The following is a 15,396-nucleotide window of genomic DNA, read 5'->3' on the forward strand; positions in this document are numbered from 1 at the left end:
CGCAACCTACCTCACTGGAAGAGGGTTTGTGTAGCGTTCTGCTGATCATTTATGCAGCGGGTCATTTATGCATCGGATCATCCCAGAACGGCCGCACGGACTCGTGTTCAACGTCGGCACGACTGACGCCGATGTCTTTCAACGCTTCGTCGCTCAGACTGGCAAGCAGCTCGCGTTCACGGTGCAATTCGTACCAGCGGCTAAACTTGTGCAGCAGGTCGGAAACGAGATGGCCGTGGCCGGAAAATTTTGCGTCGTCTACATACTCTCTTTGACCTTTCATCGTGTTGCCTCCTTTGTGGATGGCTCAAGTCTCGCGCCGGCGCTAAGATCAATCCAACGAATGTTTCTGATGGCATGCATCACGGAGATTCATCAATTGTCGGCCTACCCCAGTATCGATACCGATGTCCTGCGCACCTTTGTCGCGATTGCCGATCAGGGCGGTTTCACCCGCGCCGGCGAAATGGTCAACCGCACGCAGTCGGCGGTGAGCATGCAGATGAAGCGTCTGGAAGAAGACGTGTTGCAGCGGCAGTTGTTTGAGCGCGACGGACGCCAGGTGCGCCTGACCGCTGAAGGCCAGGTGCTGCTCGGATACGCGCGGCGCATCCTCAAGCTGCACAGCGAAGTGTTCAACACCTTGCGCGAGCCGCACATGGTCGGCACCGTGCGCATCGGCACGCCGGATGACTACGTGATGCGTTTTCTGCCGGGGATCCTGTCGCGGTTTGCGCAGTTCTATCCACTGATCCAGATCGAAGTGCATTGCGAATCGACCAAACAACTGTTGCAGCGTACTGACCTGGATTTGTCGATCGTCACCCGTGAACCGGGCAACGAAATCGGTCAGTTGCTGCGCAAGGAACGTTTTGTCTGGGCCGAGGCGCAGAATTTCAGCGCCCACGAACAAACGCCACTACCTCTGGCGATGTTCAACAGTGATTGTTTCTGCCGCTTGTGGGCGTGTAACGCACTGGATGCGATGGGCCGCGAATACCGCATCGCATATAACAGCACCAGCCTCTCGGCGTTGATGGCAGTGGTGAGCGCGGGTCTGGCGATCACCGCGCAACTGGAAAGCCTGATCACCCCGGACATGCGCATTCTCGGCGCCGCCGAAGATCTGCCGCTGTTGCCCGAGGCCAGCATCATGCTGATCCGCAACCTGAACAATCCGTCGCCGATCACCGAGTGCCTGGCCGAGCATATCGTCGAAGGTTTTAAACTTTAAACGCGAGCATCACCGCACACAGCACCAGGAAACCGCAGAACAGCCCGCGCAGAAGCTTTTCCGGCATGGCGTGGGCAACTTTCACCCCCCAACTGATGCTCGCCAGACCGCCGATGGTCAGCGGCAGGCCGATCATCCAGTCCACTTCGTGATGTACCGCGTAGGTCACCAGGGTCACGCCGGTGCTTGGCAACGCCAGCGCCAGCGACAAGCCCTGAGCGACCACTTGCGTGGTGCCGAAGAGGCTGGTCAGCACCGGCGTTGCCACCACGGCACCGCCGACACCGAACAAGCCGCCCATGGTTCCGGACGCCGCACCGAGAACGCCGAGCCAAGGCCAGGAATAGCGCATCTCGGAGGTCGCAGCGGGTTGCTTGCCGAACATCTTCAGCAGGTTGTACGCCGAGAGCACCACCAGGAAAGCGACAAAACCGATGCGCATGGTTTGCGCATCGATACCCACCGCCCAGATCGAACCGATCCACGCAAAGCAAAAACCCATCAGCGCCAAGGGCAGCGCATGCCGCAGTTCGATGCGATTGCGCTGGTGATAGCGCCACAGCGCCAGCATCACGTTCGGCACCACCATGACCAGCGCCGTGCCTTGGGCAATCTGCTGATCGAGGCCGAACCACACACCGAGCAACGGGATAGCAATCAAGCCGCCGCCGATGCCAAAAATGCCGCCAAGTGTGCCAAGGGCGGCGCCGAACAGCAGGTACAACAAAAACTCCATCACAGCTGAATTCCTCTTACGTCAGGCGATTCATCCTACGCAGTCGTGGCTGGCGGGGAAACGCACAGCAACGCACAATGGCTATGCCGATTTCGCACAAGCGTGAATTTCCATGAACCCCAACCAACTGACTGAACAATTAGGGCTGTTTCTCGATGTGCTGGAGAGTGGCAGCTTTTCCGCCGCCTCGCGCCGTCATCCGCTGACACCTTCGGCCGTTGCGCGACGGATCGACAGCCTGGAAAGCGCCGTCGGTAGCCAGTTATTTATACGCAGCACCCACGCCGTCAGAGCCACACCCGCCGGTCTGGCGTTTGCCGAACGTGCCCGGCGCATTGTCGCCGAGTTGCAACTGGCGCGGGCCGAAGCCGTGTCCTTGAGCAGCGCGCCGGAAGGCTTGATTCGCATCGACGCCCCCGCCGCGTTCGGGCGACGGCATCTGGCACCGGTGATCGCCGACTTTCTCGTCCTCTACCCGGGGCTGGATGTGCAGTTGCACTTGATCGACAGTTTCGTCGACATGGGCGGCTCGAACCTGGGCAAGGTTGACCTGGTGCTGCGTGCCGGGCAAATGGCTGACACGCGATTGGTGGCCACGCCTTTGGCGAGCATGGTGCGCATAGCCTGTGCCAGTCCTGACTATCTCAAACGCCGGGGTGTGCCCGGCAGTCCGGCGCAACTTGGCGAGCATGACGGTCTGGACTGGGAAGGCCTCGCCCCGCCCTTCGCCTGGCGGTTCGAGCAGGAAGGCCAGATGCACTTGCACCGCCCGGCGCGCATCCGCATGAGCGCCAACAATGCCGAAGCGCTGGTGTGTGGGGCTTTGGCGGGATTAGGGATTGCGCATTTGCCGACCTGGCTGGCGAGCGAATACCTGCTGCGCGGTGAACTGGTCCCGCTGTTCTGCGAGAACGGTCTGCCGGCCCCGGAATCCACCGGCATCTACGCACTGCGCATGGAACAGCAAACCAACTCGCGCAGCCGCTTGTTGCTTGAATACCTCAAAACTCGTTTCAGTCCAGTGCCGCCGTGGGATCTGGCGCTGCAACGGGATCTCGGCCGCCATTAGATCCGGAGAATTATCTGGCGCATTAAAGATTCGAGCGCTAGATTCATGACCATCACCGAACAAGGCTTTGACATGACTTCCCAACGCGACACCTGCGACGACCTGCTGCTGGATAACCAGGCGTGCTTCGCCCTGCATTCCACTTCGCTGATGATGACCAAGGTCTACAAACCGCTGCTGCAAGCCTTGAACCTGACCTATCCGCAGTACCTGGCGATGATGGTGTTGTGGGAGAAGGATGGATTGACGGTCGGAGAAATCAGCACTCGACTACTGACCGATCCTGGCTCGCTGACGCCACTGCTCAAGCGTCTGGAAGTCGAAGGGTTGCTCAGCCGCACGCGCAGTCGTGAGGATGAGCGGGTGGTGATTGTCGAGCTGACCGAGCAAGGCCGAGCGCTGAAAGAAAAAGCCCAGACCGTTCCGCAATGCATCCTCGGCGCCAGCGGTTTCACTCTGGAACGGCTGCAGAAGCTGCAAGCGGAGTTGCAGGCGCTGCGCAGTCATTTGCAGGAAAGCCTGATCTAAAACCAATACTGTCCCCTGTGGGAGCGAGCCTGCTCGCGAATGCGATCTGTCAGCCAACCTGTTTGTTGAATGGGACATCCCATTCGCGAGCAGGCTCGCTCCCACAGGGATTTCATCGTCAGCGAAATATTTTCAACATCTGACGTACCGCGCAATCCGCTCTAAATCAAGCCTTACAGCCCGCCCTCAATAACCATCTTTTTGTCGAAACACAGATTTCTCAAAAATTTATCTTGCGTGCAAGATATTTGCGCGATACATTCATCTAGCACTTACTTAGCGCACAAACAATTAGCGCACGCAATCACACTCAATGAGGCTCACGCCATGCAAACTCTCTACACTGCAATCGCAACCTCCACTGGCGGCCGTGACGGTCGTGCGGTCTCCAGCGACAACATCCTCGACGTCAAGCTCGCCACTCCGAAAGAACTCGGCGGTGCCGGCGGCGCGGCAACCAACCCTGAGCAGCTGTTCGCTGCCGGCTACTCGGCCTGCTTCATCGGCGCACTGAAATTCGTCGCCAGCCAGACCAAACGCAAAATCCCTGACGACGCCTCGATCACCGCCCACGTCGGTATCGGCCAGATCCCTGGCGGTTTCGGTCTGGACATCGACCTGCACATCAGCCTGCCAGGCCTGGAACAAGCCGATGCGCAAGCGCTGGTCGACGCCGCTCACCAGGTTTGCCCGTACTCCAACGCCACCCGTGGCAACGTCGATGTACGTCTGCACACCACCGTCTGAAACCGGACACAAACCCCCTGTGAGAGCGAGCCTGCTCGCGAAGGCGTCCTGTCAGTCAACATTTCATTGAATGACGCCCCGCATTCGCGAGCAGCCTCGCTCCCACAGGAGTCGGTGGTTAATGAGAAATCGCAGGCACAAAAAAGCCCGGCTCAATGGCCGGGCTTTTTCTTTCCGTAAAAAGCAGTGCTTATTTGGCACGGCCTTTGTAGGAACCGCCTTCGCGGGTGTCGATTTCGATCTTGTCACCGATTTCGATGAAGTCAGCAACTTGCAGCTCAGTACCGTTGGCCAGCTTGGCTGGCTTCATGACTTTGCCGGAAGTGTCGCCACGAGCCGAACCTTCGGTGTAGTCAACTACGCGCACGATGGTGGTCGGCAGCTCTACGGAAACCAGACGCTCTTCGAAGAAGATCGCTTCGCAAACATCGGTCATGCCTTCTTCAACGAAAGGCAGAACAGCTTCGATGTCTTCAGCGTTCAGCTCGTACATGGTGTAGTCAGTGGTGTCCATGAACGTGTAGGTGTCGCCGCTGATGAAGGACAGGGTCGCTTCTTTGCGGTCGAGGATTACGTCGTCCAGTTTGTCGTCAGCGCTGTAAACGATCTCGGTCTTGTAACCGGTCAGCAGGTTTTTCAGCTTGGTCTTCATGATCGCGCTGTTACGGCCCGACTTGGTGAATTCAGCTTTCTGAACCAGCCAAGGATCGTTCTCGAGACGGATCACGGTACCGGGTTTCAGTTCTTTACCAGTTTTCATTGCGAATATCCGAATTTGGATGGGATTTACAAAAATCTAGGCCGCGTATCATATCCAATTTAGGTAAAACTGTACCAGCGCTGCGGCAAGATCGGCCTGCAAGCCTTGTTCCAGACACCACGCTTCGGCATTTTCCTGCAGTTCTGGCCAATGATTGCGGACTTCGAGCCAGTGTTCACCGATGGGCTGACCGGCGCTCCAGGCTCGCCACAGACCGTTCATCGCCTCGGCAGCGGCCGGTGACAGGCCTTTTGTGTAAAGCGCGAGGAAGGCATCAAGCTTGTCCAGATGGATGTCTTCGTCCTGCTGATAGATGTGCCAGAGCATCGGCCGCCCCGCCCACTGCGCCCGTACGAACGAGTCCTCACCACGCACCGCGTTGAAATCACAGCACCAGAGCAAGTGGTCGTATTGATCCTGACGGACGAACGGCAACACCTGCACGGTCAACGACTGACGCACATTGATCTCGCCCACCGTCAGGGCTTCCACCCTGAGCCAGCGCGCCACGTCGCCAAGAATCCGCCCCTCCGGCACCAACAGGTGAGTCGGCGCAGCGTCCGCCGCCAAAACGTCCAGCCAACTGGCCAGCCCGGCATTCTCGTAGGCAAACAACGAAATCAGCTGGGCGTCAGACGCAGGAGCGATCCCGAGACCTTGCAGGAATTGCCGTTGAGCTTCGGCATCCTGTTGAAACTGCCGACGCTGCTCGAGCAAGCCGCGCTCACGCAACAGCCCGCCAGTGCCTGGCTGGAATCCGGGAAAGAAAAAGAACTTCTGCACCGATTTGTATTTGACCGACGGCAAGCCGTGACAACCAATCACCCAGTCTTCGGCGCTGAGATAGTCGAGGTTCATCCACAGTGGCGGCTGCTCGCGCGCAGCCATCGCGTCCATGTAGTCAGTGGGCAACTGACAGGCGAACGCTGCAATCACCACATCCGCCGCCTCTGTGTGCACCCAGTCAGCCGGCCAGTACCGCACTTCGACGCCTTGTTGCGATTGCTGTGCGGCGTTGATATCAATCGCTGGGCAAATGCGTTCGAAGGCGCGCAGATCATCGACCCACAAGCGCACCGCCAAACCATGCTCAGCCACCAATTGCCGAGCCAGACGCCAGGTCACGCCGATGTCGCCAAAGTTGTCGACCACCGTGCAGAAAATATCCCAGCGGGGTTTCAATTGCGGCATTCAAGACTCCCGTTGGCAAAAGCTGCGATTGTCCGCATAAATCACCTCGCGCAGAAGAGCCGACGGCGATTAATCTTCGTGCGACAATCGCCACTTGCCCGCAATCATCCGCCAGGAGGCAGCCATGCCCTATCGCCCCAATCCGCGTCGCCCGTTGCCTGTTCAGCTTAGCGCGCTGCATTTGACCGGCAGCATTGCCTTGGGCATGTGGCTGGGCTTTGTCGCCATTGCGCTGACCTGCTGGCTGCTGTCGCACTTTTTGTTCAAGGAGCAATTGGCACCGGTTGCGCAAGCGGTGCAGCAACTGGCGAATCCACCGGCCGTGCAGGTGCAACCGGACATTCCGCCGCCGAGCCCGCAGTTCCAGCAGTACGAAGAAAACCTGCGCAAGAACGAACAACAGGCACGTCTGGATCAGGCACGCGGCAGCACGCGTAACCTGTCCAATCCGAAATGCCAGTTCTGGCTGCAACAGGATCAGACGGCCCCGAGCGAGAAAAGCCGCGCCAACGTTTTGCAATTCTGCGATTGATCATGAACAAGCACATCGTCCACCAACTGATTCTCGACAAACTGCGCATCGACCTCGACATCGCCGAACGCGCCGCGCAAACCGCTTACGAAACCGCGACGCACGAAGAAAACATCGCCGAAAACAAGTACGACACGCTGGGTCTGGAAGCGTCGTATCTGGCAGCCGGGCAAGCAAAACGGGTCGAGGAAATCCGTCAGTCTTTGGCGTTGTGCCAGAACCTGACGCTGCGGGCCTACGATGAAAACCGTGGTATCGAAGTCGGTGCCCTGCTCGGCCTGGAGGACGAAAAGGGTCGCGAGCAATGGCTGTTTCTGGCGCCGGATGCAGCAGGCCTGAAAGTCGATGTGGTCGGTCAGCCGATTACCGTCATCACTCCGCGCTCGCCGCTGGGCAAAGGTCTGCTGGGCAAGTGCGAAGGTGATGAGGTGGAGATTCTGGTGGCGGGTACTCGGCAACAGTTTGCTGTCACCGAGGTACTCTGAGGCAACTGATCAGTGAACGGGTAGCTCGACGCCGTCGAACAGCTCTTCCAGTTCCTGCTTGTTGTGGCACTGAATGGCTTTGGCCATGACTTCCCGAGTCAGGTGCGGGGCGAACTTCTCGATGAAGTCGCACATGAAACCGCGCAGGAAAGTACCGCGACGGAAACCGATCTTGGTCACGCTCGATTCGAACAATTCACTGGCATCCAGCACCACCAGATCGTTGTCGAGCTTGGTGTCGACTGCCATTTTAGCGACGATGCCCACGCCCAGACCCAGACGCACGTAAGTCTTGATCACGTCGGCGTCGGCGGCGGTGAACACCACTTTCGGCGTCAGGCCGCGATGGCTGAAGGCTTCGTCGAGTTTCGAACGGCCGGTGAAACCGAACACGTAAGTCACGATCGGGTATTCGGCCAGCGCTTCCAGAGTCAGCTTTGGCAACTTGGTCAACGGATGGCCCTGCGGTACGACCACGCAACGATTCCAGCGGTAGCACGGCATCATCACCAGATCGCCGAACAGCTCCAGCGCTTCGGTGGCGATGGCAAAATCCACAGTGCCATCAGCGGCCATTTCGGCGATCTGCATCGGCGAACCCTGGTGCATGTGCAGCGCCACGTCCGGGTATTGCTTGATGAAATTGCTGATCACCGGCGGCAGTGCATAACGTGCCTGGGTGTGGGTGGTGGCGATCGACAGGGTGCCTTTCTTCTCGTTGGAGAATTCCTGGGCGATCTGCTTGATGCTTTCGACCTTGCGCAGAATCTCACCGGCGGTGGTGATGATGCGCTCGCCGGCCGGGGTCACGCGGGTCAGGTGTTTGCCGCTGCGGGCAAACACTTCGACACCGAGTTCGTCTTCCAGCAGGCGGATTTGTTTACTGATGCCCGGTTGCGAGGTGTAAAGGCTTTGGGCTGTAGCGGAAACGTTGAGGTCGTGGTGCGCCACTTCCCAGATGTAGCGCAATTGTTGAAGCTTCATATGAATCCCTCAAAGCAGGTAGACGCCACGGGCATCAGCGACGGTATATAACTATATTAATGGTTTGAATAATAAATCTAGAACTTTTTTATCAAAGCGCCATTATTCCTGCCTTAGCGATCCTCCCGCCGCCGCCGCTCCACTAACGGCACCAGATAAACCGGCACCTTGGCCAATTGCAGGACCCGCGCCGCCGTGCGCCCCAACGGCGTTTCCGCGCCCACCCCATGGCTATGACTGCCTACGATCAGCAGATCGACGGAGAGTTTCTGCACCTGGTCGAGAATCACCTGCGACGGATCGCCCTGCAGCACGCGCACGGCGCGAATGCGCTGCAGATCCTGTTCGCCTTCATCCCCCAGTTCTTCGCGAAAACTGTCCAGCACCCGCTGCTCGATATTGGCAATGACAGTTTTCAGACCCTGACTATGAAATTCGTTCAATGCCTGCTCGTCGAGATAGCTCTGCAACACCGATTCGGCAAACAGCCCCATCGGCTCCACCGCGTGCACCACGTACAGATCGGCATTGAACGTTCGCGCCAACGCCAGGGCATGCTGCATCACTAACGGTGCGTACAGACCGAGGTCAGTGGCATACAGCATCGAACGAATCATATGACCTCCTCGCGTGCCAACATGGCGGAGATTTGATTCAGCTTAGCAGTGCCTTGGCGACTACGACGGGCGACGCAACGTCTTGAAGCACAGGGCTTTAGATGGACGGCTCATTGCTGATGCCGTGAGGCACATGACCGGTGGCGACCACTTCGCGGGCGAGTTCGCAGTGACCAGCCTGATCGTCGAAAAACACATCGGCGGCGAAGGCTTCAAGGAACGCCGATTTGGTCAGGCCACCGAGAAACAGTGACTCGTCGAGACGAATGTCCCACTCGCGCAAGGTGCGGATCACCCGCTCATGGGCCGGCGCCGAACGTGCAGTGACCAGCGCCGTGCGGATCGGGCAATCGTCATCGGGAAACTCGCGCTGCAACAGATTGAGCGCCGCCAGAAAGCCCTTGAACGGCCCACCGCGCAACGGCTCGCGAGCCGACTCACGCTCCTTGGCCTGGAACGCTTCGAGCCCGCCGGACTGATAGACGCGTTCCGACTCGTCGGAAAAAATCACTGCGTCGCCGTCGAAGGCGATGCGCAATTCGTCACTGGCCGCACGACTGGCACCACCGGACAGAATCGTCGCCGCTGCGAATCCGGCATCCAGCGCCGCGCGTACGTCTTCGGCATGGGTCGAAAGAAACAGGTCGCAACCAAAGGCTTTCAGATACGGATACGGACTGCGCCCGCCAACAAACGCCGCGCGGGAAATCGCCAGACCATAATGATGAATCGAGTTGAATACGCGCAGGCCGGTGTCGGCACTGTTGCGCGAGACCAGAATCACCTCGACCCGCGCGCGGCCGAGGCGACTGTTGAGTTTCAGGAGTTTTTCCACCAGCGGAAAAGCATCGCCAGGTGCGAGGATTTCGTCTTCATGCTCAATCTGGTATTGCCGATAGGCTTCGACACCGCTCGACAGGTAGACCTTGTGGCTCTCGCTCAGGTCGAACAGGGCACGCGACGAAATCGCCAGCACCAGTTTGTCATCGATGTTCTTGGCCATGCTTTCCCCCGCCCCTCACAAAAAAAACGACCTAAACGTTGCGCCGGTCGATAAAACGTAAATTACGATACAGCGCTTCGATGCGCGGCAGCTCACAGCCCGCCGCTTTGGCCGCTGCCAGTGGCCGAGCGTAAATCGCCTCCAGCTCCAGCGGTCGCTTATGTAAAAAGTCGTGGTACATGCTCGGCCAGTAGTCGGGCATTTTCTCGGTCATCATGAACAGGTAATCGGCGTATCCCGGCGGTATGTCCTGGCCGCAGGCCTTGGCACCCTGCACCACTTCGGCCATCAACGCCTGGATCTGCATGCGGCTGTCGGCGTCCGCCATCAGCGGCGTGGTGCTGGCGCCGAGCAGTACCGAGAGTCCATTGTAGGGGATGTTCCACACCAGTTTCTGCCAGCGCGCCTGGTGCAGATTGGGCATCGCCTGGGAATCGATTCCGGCGGCGCGGAACAACCCGGCTCCCTCCTCGACGATCGCCATGCGTGCAGCGTCAGCGCTGAACGGACCACTGTGGTAACCGACGTTCACCGCGCCCAAGGCTTGGTGGGTAACTTGTCCAGGCCCCTCGCGATGCACGCAGATCAGGCACAAGCCACCCAATAGGTGCAGGGAATCGGGAAGCAGCTCACGCAAGCCATCTTCGACGTCGAGACCGTTTTGCAGCACCAGCACTTTCGCATCCGGTTTGGCCGCTTGAATGATCGACGGAGCCAGGCCGGCGTTGCTGGTAGTCTTCGCCCCCACTAACAGCCAGTCGCACTTGGGCATGTCTTCGGCGGCGGAATAGGCCTGCGCCGGATGCAACGTCAGCGGGCCATGCACCGCGCTGTTGATTTGCAAACCGCGCTCAGCCACCGCCGAAAACTCGCTGCGCAACAAAAAGTGCACATCGAAACCGGCGCGCGCCAGCATCACACCGTAAAAACCACCAATTGCGCCGGTGCCGATGATCCCTACGACCGGTTTATTCACTGCCCCCATCATGGCAACTCCTCTGCAATTCGCCCCAGTGCCTGCGCCAGCGCCGCGTTCAACGCATCGGTCGTCAGGCGCGTGTGCAATGCCCCAAAGAACTCGCCGTCGCGCACCACGAACAACGCCGGCAAATGAAAGACCTGATAGCGCTCGACCAACCCGCCGTTGTCGCCGGCATCGATCCAGCACAGACGATCAATCCCCAGCGCCATAGCCGGCAACACTTCGCGGGCATATCGGCAACTGGCGCAGCCGACGCTGGTGAAAATCACCAGCGAAACGCCGCTCATCGCCAATAGCCGTTGGTCGGCGTCGAAATCGGTCAGTTCGGATTCGACCACTATACTGGGGGAAACAATGTCAAATGGCTGACACAGGGAGTCTGTGCTCATGGGACGTTTCATTCCTCATCCGGACGAGGTGCCGGTTGAATTAACCTTGCTCAAGCCTGAGTGTATTTCCAGGCAACAGCTGCACACTATCAGCCTCGGCGGCATCGCTTGCAATTACCACCGTGCCTGGCGCCATGGCACGGCGCTGCAAGTGCGCATGCCGTCACTGCATGCCGACATTTGTTACCCGGGCTACGTGGCGTGGTGCCTGCGGCGCAAAAAAGGCTATCTGGTGGGCATCGCGTTTACCGATGAGCAGACGCTGTTCAGTGCGCGAATGGGTGAGCAAGTGTGTCAGATCGAGCGCTACTGCCGCATGCACGACACCCACGATGACCTGCAAGAAATTCAGGCGGTGGCCCTGCAATGGGTCGAGCAACACGCCGACGAGTTCTCCCACGACAGCGTGCGCAAGGCTTTTGCGCAGCCAGCGCTGGACTAAAGCACCTTTTGCCCATTGTCGAGCAGGCGCTTTACGCGCTAAGGTTCCGCTCCCCGACGCGCTTAAATCTGCTGTGCTCCGCCGCGCGGGGATCGCTGGCGGCCGGCACCCGTGACCTGACGAGTAAACGATGGCTGATTTACCGATCAACGACCTAAACGTCGCCTCTAACGAGACCCTGATCACTCCCGATCAGCTCAAGCGTGATATTCCTCTGAGCGATGCTGCCCTGCGCACCGTCACCAAGGGCCGCGAAGTCATTCGCAACATTCTTGATGGCACCGACCACCGTCTGTTCGTAGTGATCGGCCCGTGCTCGATCCACGATATCAAGGCTGCCCACGAATACGCCGATCGCCTCAAGGTGCTGGCTGCGGAAGTCTCCGACACCCTGTACCTGGTCATGCGCGTGTATTTCGAGAAACCACGGACCACCGTGGGCTGGAAAGGCTTGATCAACGATCCTTACCTGGACGACTCGTTCAAGATTCAGGACGGTCTGCACATCGGTCGTCAGTTGCTGCTGGATCTGGCCGAAAAAGGCCTGCCGACCGCGACCGAAGCCCTCGACCCGATCTCCCCGCAGTATCTGCAGGACCTGATCAGTTGGTCGGCCATCGGCGCACGTACCACTGAATCGCAGACTCACCGTGAGATGGCTTCCGGCCTGTCCTCGGCAGTCGGCTTCAAGAACGGCACCGACGGCGGTCTGACTGTGGCGATCAACGCCTTGCAGTCGGTGTCCAGCCCGCACCGCTTCCTCGGCATCAACCAGGAAGGTGGCGTGTCGATCGTCACCACCAAAGGCAATGCCTACGGTCACGTGGTGCTGCGCGGTGGTAACGGCAAGCCGAACTACGATTCGGTCAGCGTTGCCCTGTGCGAGCAGGCGCTGAACAAAGCGAAGATCAAGCCGAACATCATGGTCGACTGCAGCCACGCCAACTCCAACAAGGATCCGGCCCTGCAACCGCTGGTGATGGAGAACGTCGCCAACCAGATCCTCGAAGGCAACCAGTCGATCATCGGCCTGATGGTCGAAAGTCACCTGAACTGGGGCTGCCAGGCGATTCCGAAAGACCTCGCCGACCTGCAATACGGCGTGTCGATCACCGATGCCTGCATCGACTGGTCCGCTACCGAGAACACCCTGCGCAGCATGCACGCCAAGCTCAAGGATGTTCTGCCAAAACGCCAGCGCAGCTAATACGCGTTTTACAGGCATAAAAAAACGCCGGGCAATGCCCGGCGTTTTTGTGTGTGCGATTCAGATCTTGGCGGCGCGGCGCTGATGACGCTCCATGTAGCGCTCGACGTAGGAGCACGAGGGGATCACCGTGTAGCCCATTTCTTCGGCGTACTGCAGCGCGCTTTCGGTCAGCGCTGCGGCAATGCCACGGCCACGCAGGGCATTGGGCACAAACGTGCGATAGATATCCAGGGTCTGTTTCCCCAGATCCATATAGGTCAGGTAGGCACGATGACCGTCCACATTGGTCTCGAACTGATGACCAGCCTGGTCATGGTGGATGGACAACGCCTCGCTCATCACTACTCCTCGCGGGTCTTGAATTCTGACCCCTACCTTACCGATGTTTTTCCGGCGAAGGAACATCTACGCCACCCCGTGCCTGATGGACACCGAGAAGAGCCACACCGATCTCGCGCAACCTGGCACCTGATAAATAGTAGGCACCATTGGCAAAAATGCTCAAGGTACGCTCGTCATCAAGCGGGTTGACGGGGGTTGCTCCGATGGACGCAGGGTGGGCCTGGAAGAAGATCTTGCCAAACCGGTCACCTGAACATTGCCGGATGTTGAGACTTAAGACGTGCAGCCTTTTTTAAAGTCACCTCAACATGGACAAAGATAAGCGAAGCAGCACGCAAATTCGGAACAAAAGTGTCGACGTATTCATCTAGAAAGACTTTAGCCAAGACTGCAAAAACAGCACGTGGCAACGGGAACTTTTTCTCATTAACTCGCTCAGCTCGGGGCTTGCAGCTGTATATTTTTTAAACAGCGCAGTTAAAAGTTGCTCGAAAAAGAATCAACGCCTACAATTTTTTTTGCTTCTTGCCTTACGTCAGTTTACTTACTACAAGTAATGGGTAGTATGTACGCCGGCTATTTCCTCAATCGTGAGGAGACAGCCACTTAATTGAAAGTCCTTGAAGGGGAACACGATGAACAACGTTCTGAAATTCTCTGCTCTGGCTCTGGCCGCAGTTCTGGCTACCGGTTGCAGCAGCGCATCGAAAGAAACCGAAGCACGTCTGACCGCTACTGAAGACGCAGCTGCTCGCTCCCAGGCTCGTGCAGACGAAGCTTACCGTAAAGCTGATGAAGCTCTGGCTGCTGCTCAAAAAGCACAACAGACTGCTGACGAAGCTAACGAGCGTGCTCTGCGCATGCTGGACAAAGCTAGCCGCAAGTAATAATCCTTCGGGGTTGTTATCGAGCCGACCCGATTTTTCGGGTCGGCTTTTTTGTGCCCGATGCTTTTGCCCGGGCATTAAAAAACCCGCCGGCGCTGTACGCATCGGCGGGCCTTTAACCTCGACTTACTACTGCAAGTCGATCGGTGTACTCGAAACCATCGGGGCCGAGGCACTCGGCGTGCCGATTTCCGTTGGCAGGCCATCTTCGGCCGCGACCACATCACGCACCACATCCCAGTTCACGCGCAGGTTGCTGGTGACGTCTTCACGCTTGAGCATCGCGTTGATCACCGCAGTGTGCTTGTCGACCACCGACGGGTTGCCCTTGTCGTCGATCGGCGTGTGCGCTTCCAGATAAACCTTGCCGCCACTGCTGCCGAACTTGTAGGCATCGTTGAGGATACGCACCGACGTGCCTACCGGCACCATGCCGGCCATTTCCAGCACGTTATTGTTGAACATGCGGAAGCAGCCGTGACTGGTGCGCATGCCGATACCGAATTTCTTGTTCGAACCGTGGATCAGGTAACCCGGCGTACCCAGGGTGAACTTGAACGGGCCCAACGGGTTGTCTGGGCCGGCCGGCACTACGTTTGGCAGCGGATCACCGTCTGCGGCGTGTTCAGCCTTGATCGACGCTGGAGGCGTCCAGGTCGGGTTTGGCGTTTTGGCGATGATCGAGGTGTGGGCGATTGGCGAGCCCCAACCCTCACGACCGATACCCAGCGGGAACGTGTACACCACGTTGCGGCCTTTCGGGAAGTAGTAGAGGCGGTATTCGGCAAGGTTGATAACGATGCCTTCGCGCGGGCCCGGCGGCAGAATGAAGCGGGTCGGCAAGACGATTTCAGTGCCGGCACCCGGCAACCAGGCATCGACGCCCGGGTTGGCCGCGACCATCTCCGAGTAGCCCAGATCGTACTTCGTGCCCAGATCGGCGAAGGTATCTTCGTACTTGGCTTTGATCACCTGCACCTGACCGATGATGTCTTCACCGGGTGGTGGCAGGGGAAACTCCAATGCAGCAACGGGACCGGCCACACACAGGGCGGCAAGTGACAGGCAGCGGGTGACGGCAGGAAAGCGCGGCAACATCCGGAAAATCCTTCGCATGATCAACAAGGGTATAAGAGCGCGATTGTACACCGCACTTTGAATATTCGGGGAGATCACCCCATTGCAGGCGACAAGGTGTTCCAGGTGGGAGCGAGCTTGCTCGCGAAAGCGGTGGGTCAGTCGCCAAAAATGTTAACTG

General features: G+C 58.4%; 20 protein-coding genes. 9 read left to right on the top strand and 11 right to left on the bottom strand.

The window, feature by feature from the left end; translation table 11 throughout:
- Positions 1 to 61: 61 nt before the first annotated feature.
- Complete coding sequence (locus tag AB4N74_RS15070; protein ID WP_093435156.1) at positions 62 to 283, bottom strand: DUF1127 domain-containing protein; 222 nt, start codon at positions 281 to 283, stop codon at positions 62 to 64.
- Between the two features lie 96 nt (positions 284 to 379).
- Here AB4N74_RS15070 and AB4N74_RS15075 point away from each other — a divergent pair, with 96 nt between their 5' ends.
- A complete protein-coding gene (locus tag AB4N74_RS15075; protein ID WP_007908606.1) occupies positions 380 to 1,234 on the top strand; it encodes a LysR substrate-binding domain-containing protein in 855 nt (284 codons plus the stop codon).
- Here AB4N74_RS15075 and AB4N74_RS15080 read toward each other — a convergent pair.
- Entirely contained in the window at positions 1,224 to 1,973 is a 750-nt protein-coding gene (locus tag AB4N74_RS15080) for a sulfite exporter TauE/SafE family protein (protein ID WP_460096510.1), read from the bottom strand. The genes AB4N74_RS15075 and AB4N74_RS15080 overlap by 11 nt on opposite strands.
- A 109-nt stretch (positions 1,974 to 2,082) precedes the next feature.
- On the opposite strand from AB4N74_RS15080, the gene AB4N74_RS15085 reads away from it, so the two are divergent.
- The 3 genes from AB4N74_RS15085 (at position 2,083) to AB4N74_RS15095 (ending at position 4,314) form a co-directional block, all read left to right on the top strand.
- Positions 2,083 to 3,039 carry a LysR family transcriptional regulator gene (locus AB4N74_RS15085; protein ID WP_257355721.1) on the top strand — a complete coding sequence of 319 codons (957 nt, stop codon included), beginning with the start codon at positions 2,083 to 2,085 and terminating at the stop codon, positions 3,037 to 3,039.
- Positions 3,040 to 3,111: 72 nt separating this feature from the next.
- Positions 3,112 to 3,567 (top strand): MarR family winged helix-turn-helix transcriptional regulator, encoded by a 456-nt coding sequence (locus tag AB4N74_RS15090; RefSeq protein ID WP_460096512.1) that lies wholly within the window; start codon positions 3,112 to 3,114, stop codon positions 3,565 to 3,567.
- Positions 3,568 to 3,894: 327 nt separating this feature from the next.
- Positions 3,895 to 4,314, top strand: a complete 420-nt coding sequence (locus AB4N74_RS15095; RefSeq protein WP_093435168.1) for an organic hydroperoxide resistance protein — start codon at positions 3,895 to 3,897, stop codon at positions 4,312 to 4,314.
- A 190-nt stretch (positions 4,315 to 4,504) separates the two neighbouring features.
- Here AB4N74_RS15095 and AB4N74_RS15100 read toward each other — a convergent pair whose 3' ends face one another.
- Positions 4,505 to 5,074 (bottom strand): elongation factor P, encoded by a 570-nt coding sequence (locus tag AB4N74_RS15100; RefSeq protein WP_007908599.1) that lies wholly within the window; start codon positions 5,072 to 5,074, stop codon positions 4,505 to 4,507.
- 48 nt (positions 5,075 to 5,122) lie between these two features.
- Positions 5,123 to 6,265: an elongation factor P maturation arginine rhamnosyltransferase EarP gene (gene earP / locus AB4N74_RS15105; protein WP_460096513.1), complete on the bottom strand. Its 1,143-nt coding sequence runs from the start codon at positions 6,263 to 6,265 to the stop codon at positions 5,123 to 5,125.
- 124 nt (positions 6,266 to 6,389) lie between these two features.
- On the opposite strand from earP, the gene AB4N74_RS15110 reads away from it, so the two are divergent.
- Positions 6,390 to 6,797 carry a hypothetical protein gene (locus tag AB4N74_RS15110; RefSeq protein ID WP_093435173.1) on the top strand — a complete coding sequence of 136 codons (408 nt, stop codon included), beginning with the start codon at positions 6,390 to 6,392 and terminating at the stop codon, positions 6,795 to 6,797.
- Between the two features lie 2 nt (positions 6,798 to 6,799).
- On the top strand, positions 6,800 to 7,282 hold the full coding sequence (locus AB4N74_RS15115) for a GreA/GreB family elongation factor (RefSeq protein ID WP_034155245.1): 483 nt from the start codon (positions 6,800 to 6,802) through the stop codon (positions 7,280 to 7,282).
- A 9-nt stretch (positions 7,283 to 7,291) separates the two neighbouring features.
- Here AB4N74_RS15115 and cysB read toward each other — a convergent pair whose 3' ends face one another.
- From cysB to AB4N74_RS15140, 5 genes are all read right to left on the bottom strand, one after another.
- Positions 7,292 to 8,266 (bottom strand): HTH-type transcriptional regulator CysB, encoded by a 975-nt coding sequence (gene cysB / locus AB4N74_RS15120; RefSeq protein ID WP_003183769.1) that lies wholly within the window; start codon positions 8,264 to 8,266, stop codon positions 7,292 to 7,294.
- A 113-nt stretch (positions 8,267 to 8,379) separates the two neighbouring features.
- The gene (locus AB4N74_RS15125; protein ID WP_016985500.1) at positions 8,380 to 8,883 is read right to left on the bottom strand and encodes a universal stress protein; all 504 of its coding nucleotides are present in this window, start codon (positions 8,881 to 8,883) and stop codon (positions 8,380 to 8,382) included.
- Positions 8,884 to 8,980: 97 nt separating this feature from the next.
- Entirely contained in the window at positions 8,981 to 9,886 is a 906-nt protein-coding gene (locus tag AB4N74_RS15130) for a 5'-nucleotidase (RefSeq protein WP_093435175.1), read from the bottom strand.
- 31 nt (positions 9,887 to 9,917) lie between these two features.
- Positions 9,918 to 10,874: a putative 2-dehydropantoate 2-reductase gene (locus tag AB4N74_RS15135; protein WP_116256328.1), complete on the bottom strand. Its 957-nt coding sequence runs from the start codon at positions 10,872 to 10,874 to the stop codon at positions 9,918 to 9,920.
- Positions 10,871 to 11,257: a thioredoxin family protein gene (locus AB4N74_RS15140; protein ID WP_093435180.1), complete on the bottom strand. Its 387-nt coding sequence runs from the start codon at positions 11,255 to 11,257 to the stop codon at positions 10,871 to 10,873. Before AB4N74_RS15140 ends, AB4N74_RS15135 begins: the two co-directional genes overlap by 4 nt.
- Here AB4N74_RS15140 and AB4N74_RS15145 point away from each other — a divergent pair.
- Both AB4N74_RS15145 and AB4N74_RS15150 read left to right on the top strand, forming a co-directional pair.
- Positions 11,256 to 11,699: a PilZ domain-containing protein gene (locus AB4N74_RS15145; protein WP_093435182.1), complete on the top strand. Its 444-nt coding sequence runs from the start codon at positions 11,256 to 11,258 to the stop codon at positions 11,697 to 11,699. The two genes, AB4N74_RS15140 and AB4N74_RS15145, sit on opposite strands and share 2 nt — an antisense overlap.
- Positions 11,700 to 11,829: 130 nt before the next feature.
- The gene (locus AB4N74_RS15150; protein WP_007908583.1) at positions 11,830 to 12,906 is read left to right on the top strand and encodes a 3-deoxy-7-phosphoheptulonate synthase; all 1,077 of its coding nucleotides are present in this window, start codon (positions 11,830 to 11,832) and stop codon (positions 12,904 to 12,906) included.
- 60 nt (positions 12,907 to 12,966) lie between these two features.
- Here AB4N74_RS15150 and AB4N74_RS15155 read toward each other — a convergent pair whose 3' ends face one another.
- Entirely contained in the window at positions 12,967 to 13,248 is a 282-nt protein-coding gene (locus AB4N74_RS15155) for a GNAT family N-acetyltransferase (protein ID WP_003226804.1), read from the bottom strand.
- A gap of 638 nt (positions 13,249 to 13,886) precedes the next feature.
- Here AB4N74_RS15155 and oprI point away from each other — a divergent pair.
- Positions 13,887 to 14,138 carry an outer membrane lipoprotei OprI gene (oprI, locus tag AB4N74_RS15160; RefSeq protein WP_003199355.1) on the top strand — a complete coding sequence of 84 codons (252 nt, stop codon included), beginning with the start codon at positions 13,887 to 13,889 and terminating at the stop codon, positions 14,136 to 14,138.
- A gap of 129 nt (positions 14,139 to 14,267) precedes the next feature.
- Here the strand turns inward: oprI and AB4N74_RS15165 are convergent, their stop codons facing one another.
- Positions 14,268 to 15,236, bottom strand: a complete 969-nt coding sequence (locus AB4N74_RS15165; protein ID WP_257355736.1) for a L,D-transpeptidase family protein — start codon at positions 15,234 to 15,236, stop codon at positions 14,268 to 14,270.
- Between the last annotated feature and the right edge of the window lie 160 nt (positions 15,237 to 15,396).

The organism is Pseudomonas sp. H3_C08 (assembly GCF_054669455.1).

What these genes read in the sequence shown, in the direction of transcription:
- AB4N74_RS15100 (WP_007908599.1), bottom strand. Translation starts at nt 5,074, where the DNA reads ATGAAAACTGGTAAAGAACTGAAACCCGGTACCGTGATCCGTCTCGAG.
- AB4N74_RS15145 (WP_093435182.1), top strand. Translation starts at nt 11,256, where the DNA reads ATGGGACGTTTCATTCCTCATCCGGACGAGGTGCCGGTTGAATTAACC.
- AB4N74_RS15070 (WP_093435156.1), bottom strand. Translation starts at nt 283, where the DNA reads ATGAAAGGTCAAAGAGAGTATGTAGACGACGCAAAATTTTCCGGCCAC.
- oprI (WP_003199355.1), top strand. Translation starts at nt 13,887, where the DNA reads ATGAACAACGTTCTGAAATTCTCTGCTCTGGCTCTGGCCGCAGTTCTG.
- cysB (WP_003183769.1), bottom strand. Translation starts at nt 8,266, where the DNA reads ATGAAGCTTCAACAATTGCGCTACATCTGGGAAGTGGCGCACCACGAC.
- AB4N74_RS15125 (WP_016985500.1), bottom strand. Translation starts at nt 8,883, where the DNA reads ATGATTCGTTCGATGCTGTATGCCACTGACCTCGGTCTGTACGCACCG.
- AB4N74_RS15135 (WP_116256328.1), bottom strand. Translation starts at nt 10,874, where the DNA reads ATGATGGGGGCAGTGAATAAACCGGTCGTAGGGATCATCGGCACCGGC.
- AB4N74_RS15130 (WP_093435175.1), bottom strand. Translation starts at nt 9,886, where the DNA reads ATGGCCAAGAACATCGATGACAAACTGGTGCTGGCGATTTCGTCGCGT.
- AB4N74_RS15085 (WP_257355721.1), top strand. Translation starts at nt 2,083, where the DNA reads ATGAACCCCAACCAACTGACTGAACAATTAGGGCTGTTTCTCGATGTG.
- AB4N74_RS15165 (WP_257355736.1), bottom strand. Translation starts at nt 15,236, where the DNA reads ATGTTGCCGCGCTTTCCTGCCGTCACCCGCTGCCTGTCACTTGCCGCC.
- AB4N74_RS15140 (WP_093435180.1), bottom strand. Translation starts at nt 11,257, where the DNA reads ATGAGCACAGACTCCCTGTGTCAGCCATTTGACATTGTTTCCCCCAGT.
- earP (WP_460096513.1), bottom strand. Translation starts at nt 6,265, where the DNA reads ATGCCGCAATTGAAACCCCGCTGGGATATTTTCTGCACGGTGGTCGAC.
- AB4N74_RS15150 (WP_007908583.1), top strand. Translation starts at nt 11,830, where the DNA reads ATGGCTGATTTACCGATCAACGACCTAAACGTCGCCTCTAACGAGACC.
- AB4N74_RS15095 (WP_093435168.1), top strand. Translation starts at nt 3,895, where the DNA reads ATGCAAACTCTCTACACTGCAATCGCAACCTCCACTGGCGGCCGTGAC.
- AB4N74_RS15155 (WP_003226804.1), bottom strand. Translation starts at nt 13,248, where the DNA reads ATGAGCGAGGCGTTGTCCATCCACCATGACCAGGCTGGTCATCAGTTC.
- AB4N74_RS15110 (WP_093435173.1), top strand. Translation starts at nt 6,390, where the DNA reads ATGCCCTATCGCCCCAATCCGCGTCGCCCGTTGCCTGTTCAGCTTAGC.
- AB4N74_RS15090 (WP_460096512.1), top strand. Translation starts at nt 3,112, where the DNA reads ATGACTTCCCAACGCGACACCTGCGACGACCTGCTGCTGGATAACCAG.
- AB4N74_RS15115 (WP_034155245.1), top strand. Translation starts at nt 6,800, where the DNA reads ATGAACAAGCACATCGTCCACCAACTGATTCTCGACAAACTGCGCATC.